Source organism: Acinetobacter sp. FY731 (assembly GCF_059515905.1).
Window position 1 is genome coordinate 1 of the sequence record NZ_JCAKNB010000027.1, and the last position, 4,798, is coordinate 4,798.

Sequence of the window (4,798 nt, forward strand, 5' to 3'; positions counted from 1 at the left end):
CGCTGTTCACTAATAACTCGATGAACGTATAGCATCCTGTCAAGGACTCTGCTGAAATATGTGTTATGTGCTGTACTCGGGTCGCATCATTGAAGTTTTTGCCGTGTTTTGGCAGCGCTTCAGAATTAACGAGATGACTATAATCTATATTTAATCATAGGCCTAGATTTAATTATCATGATTTTAGGGTTTATATAATCTTAGGTTAAATTTATCTTTTTATTTTAAAGTTTTCCTAAAATTAACATAATGCACATTATACGAAATGAAAATTTTTATTTCAGTTAAATCATAGTCTTATGTCGATATAAAAAGCCTAAGTATGCCTACTTGGGCTTTTTTAATGATTTGTCACGTTCCACGCCTAATTAGTGAGCAATGTTCCACGGTTTTGTTCATACCAGTTAAACAATCTTAGTTAATCATAGGGTCTAAAAAACTCACCCTAAAAACCTCTTTTTTTGGTGTTCTTCCCGCCAGTTTCCCTAAATTGCCTATAGTTGCGTTAAATTGCCTAAAGTTGCCTATAGTTGCGTTAAATCGCCTTAAATCAGCTGCTAAATCGCCTTAGAAACAGGCCAGAATTGCATTCTTTTGCAAAGAATTGCACTTAATTGCATTGTTTTGCAGAAAATTGCATTGTTTCAGCTCCTCCCTATAGGCAGTTGCATAGAATTGCGTAAAATTGCATAGATTTGGACGGCAAGATGTGTATTGTACGGGTACGGGCAAAGCCCTTCCCGAACAACACTTTTACCTTATTCGCCAGGGGGCTTAACGGTAAATCTTGCTCTACGAGGTCCCCAGTTGCTGCCGCGATTTTTTAACACCAAAAATAAAGGGAATGGCTTATGTCTTTACTCACCATTGTTGAGGCTTCGAGAAAATTTAATATTGGTAGAACGACAATTTATAAAGCCATTAAGAAAGGTGAGATCACCCCCCAGTTAAGTGAACTGGGTGTGCAGCAGATAGATCAGCAAGACATGATCCGGGTCTTTGGCCATCCTGGAAAGAAAGCTGTTTCAGGAGAGGCTAAATCCAATGTTTCAGTAAACAATGATGATCTTGTCCGTGAACTACGCTTACAGATCGAAGAATTAAAACAAGACAAGTCCTTCCTGAAACAAGAGATAGCCAGCGTTAGACGTGATTTTGATGACTTCAAACTACTGATAGAACACAAGCCAAAAACAGAAGGTGCTGAAACAGGTGAAACTGTAGCTAAACAGGATCAGAGCAGTTTTGGTGAACAGAAAAAACAAGCTGAGAAACAGACCGAAACACAGTCTAAAAATATAAAACAGACAGATTTGGAGCCAAAGCAGTCAATAGAGCAGCCAGCCAAGAAGGGCTTATTCCGTAGACTGGTCAGTGAAATTCTTCGCTGAGAAATAGCTCAAATGCGCATTTTTTTAGCTTTTGATGGGAATATTGCAGAAACAACAATTTAAACAAAAGAAAAAGCCCCAAGTGTCTTGCAACACTCAGGGCTTTCGCTTTATATTCAGCGGTACGCAGTTATTTGATGCTAGAACATCGAATAACGAAGATCATAAGGTTTGGCGACCGTTATGATTTCACCAATGGCTTGTACCTGAACTCTATTTTCACAATAAAAAGTGTTTAGTTCAAGACCTAAAATGATAAGTCTTCGTTAATACGTGTTTAAAACCATCAAATAAGCTCCTCAAAGCGGGTTTTGCCTCCCTCTGCGTGTCCGTTTCATACGGTTGGCATGCAGTACGTGTGGTAGGAATAAGTGTCACTGGCGTACTGTAGCTATAGTCGAAAGGCTAAACCGCTTACAGGGGAACTTCACATAGGCGGAGCGTTAGGAGTAGTTACATTGGACTGTTAAGTTGCATGTTGGGGAAACCCTCGCAGAGATACAGCCGTGTAGCGGCAGGGAGCGCGTGGAGCAGAGGTACACAACCCAGAAGTCCTTGTCTGCATAGTATGTAAAACTATGTGCGGATACGACCGATGCGTGGCTCCGTCAGCCCAATCAGGTTATTCGGCAATACTTAAGGGAAAGTGATTTTTTTCAAAATCGCGCCCTTAGGGTGAGTATTGCCGAAACTCACTCAACGTTCACCATCAGCCCAGAGGGCTTGCCCGAAGGCTGGGGTGATCGGGGAGTGAGTGAGAGCATTTATTTAGTATTATTGTTAGTACTACTTGTATAGTTTTACTTTACGAATTGGTGTATAGTCAAACTATACAAAGGATTAATTCTTGTGATTATAGATTTTAAACATAAGGGACTAGAAAGGTTTTTTAAAACAAGTTCTACATCAGGTATTCAATCTGTTCATTCAGTGAAGCTAAAAAGACAATTAACGGCTTTGAATGAAGCACAGAGTATTGATGAAATGAACTTCCCGGGATGGAAGCTTCATCCTTTGAAAGGGAAGTTAAAAGATCATTGGGCAATTACGGTTAATGCGAATTGGCGTATGACTTTCATTTTTAAAGATGGTAATGCCTATATTGTAGATTATCAGGACTATCATTGAGGTAAATATGATGATGAACAATCCAGCGCATGCAGGTGAACTCGTTTCAGAATGGCTAGATGGCCTAAAAGAGGAAGGACAAGCCATTACTGTTACAGAGCTTGCTGAACGTATCCAAGTCACCCGTGTACTACTTTCTCGAATTATCAATGGTAAGGCACCGATTACAGCAGATGTAGCTTTACGTTTGCATGATGCTTTAGGGATCAGTGCAGACCTGTTAATGCGTGTTCAATCAAAGCATTCTCTTTGGATGGAATCACAAAAACAGCGTCCACAGATTCAACCATTTTTTCTTATTTCTTGAATATATAAAATTAACTTAATTGAGTCGAAGTTATGGAAGTTCCTCAAATTGTTAGAGATAATTTTTTATCTGCAATTCTTACAGCAATTATTGTTATACCACCAACATTTTATTTAACATTAAAACTTGTTTCTGATCCAAAAGTAGAGAACTTGGAAACTAGAATTAAATATTTAAATTCTGATTTAGAAAAATATTCTAAAGATATTAATAATTTAGATAGTATAAAAAAAGATTTAAACAAAGAAAAAATTAGAATCGTGTCATTAGAGTCAAAAATAGAAGGATTGGAAAAGGATAAAATCAATTTGAATGGGGATATTGTAAAAATCAAAACTGAAAATCAACAGTTAAAAGCTAAAGAAACAGACTTTAAAATTAGTAGTTTAAATTATATAACATCTCAAGTTGAAGCCTTGAAAAAAGAAAAGCATCAGATTAGGAATCCTTCATCAATACAAGTTATTTATGGAGGAAAAAGTAGTTTAAGAGAACTAAGTTCAGCCGATTTGGCATTAGAAGATCAACTTCAAAGTCAAATTAATAATCTACAAAATAAAATTATGTGTATTAACTGATTTAAAAATTTGACGTAAACTACTATAGGCTAAAGAAAAACTTTTTTTGACGAGTACTAAGTTTTTCAATATCTAGTCCTAATGATTTTAAAAGTTTTGAAAAAATTATTATTTTTTTATGATTAATTTCTTCTGTAAGCTCACTTAGATTGCAAGCATCTGAAAAAGCAGAATTATACCCATTGCTTATATACTTTATATCTTGAATTACGTCTGAAAAATCTTTTTTATTTTTAAGATTTTTATTTAAAGAGTCATATATATCTAATTTATTATTAATTGTCTTGAAAACTGAATTAGGTATATATGCTTTAAATCTATTACCACTATATCTAAACTCCAATCCTAGAAAATCCACAGGTGTATTTTTGAAAATATTGGTTTTTCCTTTATCTTCTAGTGGCGGAATTTCGAGACCAATCTTTTTTAATTCTTGTGTTACCAACTCTAAATATTTAAAAGCTTCCGAACGAGATGAACAAAATATTACTAAATCATCAGCATACCTTACATAAGGTATCTTTTTCTGATTCATTAAAGTATCAAATTCATAAAGATATAAGGAGGCAAGGAATGATGAAATTGGCATGCCTTGTCTAATGCCTTTTCCTCTTTTCGACTTTAAGAAAGCTATTTCTTTAGCACCGATTAATTCGGTTTCTTTAAGTCTAGTATCAACTTTAATAATTTTTTCTAGTATGAAATTTATTTCAGATATATTTAATTTTTCTTCGATATTTTTTTTCATTAATCTACGATCTAAATTATCAAAAAATGCAGAAATATCAGTTTTTAAAACATATGGATATTGATTTCTTAATCTTAGGGCCTCTACTCGTGCAGATATTGCGCCAGCTTCACTGATCTTGGATGAGAAATCATAATTAGTAGCTAGTATATATTTATTTTTATGATGTTCTTTTATATATTTTAAAAGCAGTTTCTGAACTATACGATCTTGTATTGAAGGAATGCATATTAATCTTAGAGAACCATCTGGCTTTTCCATTAAAATTGGATGTAATGGTTGAGGTGAGTAATTTTTTTTAGATAAATTATCTAGAAGTTCAACTAAAATTTTTTCTTTATTTAAATTGAATTCATTAAACGATAAATATTCAGGATAATATTTAATACTCAATGAGTAAAAGCGTTGTTTATTAAATAGATTAAGAAAACTTTTAATAAAATTTTCTTTAATATAATCATGGAATGTCATTAACTTTTTCTCTGTATGTTCACAAGGCTACCCATACAGTTACGAAGTGATTCTACGCATATCACCATCACCGCTGTTCACTAATAACTCGATGAACGTATAGCATCCTGTCAAGGACTCTGCTGAAATATGTGTTATGTGCTGTACTCGGGTCGCATCATTGAAGTTTTTGCCG

General features: G+C 34.5%; 5 protein-coding genes. 4 read left to right on the plus strand and 1 reads right to left on the minus strand.

All coding sequences use genetic code 11. The annotated features are described in order from the left end of the window. The first annotated feature begins 851 nt into the window (after positions 1 to 851). The 4 genes from AC5YC8_RS13975 to AC5YC8_RS13990 all read left to right on the plus strand — a co-directional run bounded on the left by AC5YC8_RS13975 (position 852) and on the right by AC5YC8_RS13990 (position 3,404). On the plus strand, positions 852 to 1,391 hold the full coding sequence (locus tag AC5YC8_RS13975) for a plasmid replication DNA-binding protein (protein ID WP_496164898.1): 540 nt from the start codon (positions 852 to 854) through the stop codon (positions 1,389 to 1,391). 849 nt (positions 1,392 to 2,240) lie between these two features. Next, a complete protein-coding gene (locus AC5YC8_RS13980) occupies positions 2,241 to 2,519 on the plus strand; it encodes a type II toxin-antitoxin system RelE/ParE family toxin (RefSeq protein WP_496164899.1) in 279 nt (92 codons plus the stop codon). Between the two features lie 10 nt (positions 2,520 to 2,529). Next, positions 2,530 to 2,826: a HigA family addiction module antitoxin gene (locus tag AC5YC8_RS13985; RefSeq protein WP_286380641.1), complete on the plus strand. Its 297-nt coding sequence runs from the start codon at positions 2,530 to 2,532 to the stop codon at positions 2,824 to 2,826. 32 nt (positions 2,827 to 2,858) lie between these two features. Then, positions 2,859 to 3,404, plus strand: coding sequence for a hypothetical protein (locus AC5YC8_RS13990; protein WP_496164900.1), 546 nt, complete (start codon positions 2,859 to 2,861; stop codon positions 3,402 to 3,404). Between the two features lie 22 nt (positions 3,405 to 3,426). Here the strand turns inward: AC5YC8_RS13990 and AC5YC8_RS13995 are convergent, their stop codons facing one another. Continuing rightward, positions 3,427 to 4,623, minus strand: coding sequence for a reverse transcriptase domain-containing protein (locus tag AC5YC8_RS13995; protein WP_496164901.1), 1,197 nt, complete (start codon positions 4,621 to 4,623; stop codon positions 3,427 to 3,429). Positions 4,624 to 4,798 lie beyond the last annotated feature (175 nt).

Coding starts and splice junctions, on each gene's coding strand:
- AC5YC8_RS13975 (WP_496164898.1), top strand. CDS start 852: ATGTCTTTACTCACCATTGTTGAGGCTTCGAGAAAATTTAATATTGGT.
- AC5YC8_RS13985 (WP_286380641.1), top strand. CDS start 2,530: ATGATGAACAATCCAGCGCATGCAGGTGAACTCGTTTCAGAATGGCTA.
- AC5YC8_RS13990 (WP_496164900.1), top strand. CDS start 2,859: ATGGAAGTTCCTCAAATTGTTAGAGATAATTTTTTATCTGCAATTCTT.
- AC5YC8_RS13995 (WP_496164901.1), bottom strand. CDS start 4,623: ATGACATTCCATGATTATATTAAAGAAAATTTTATTAAAAGTTTTCTT.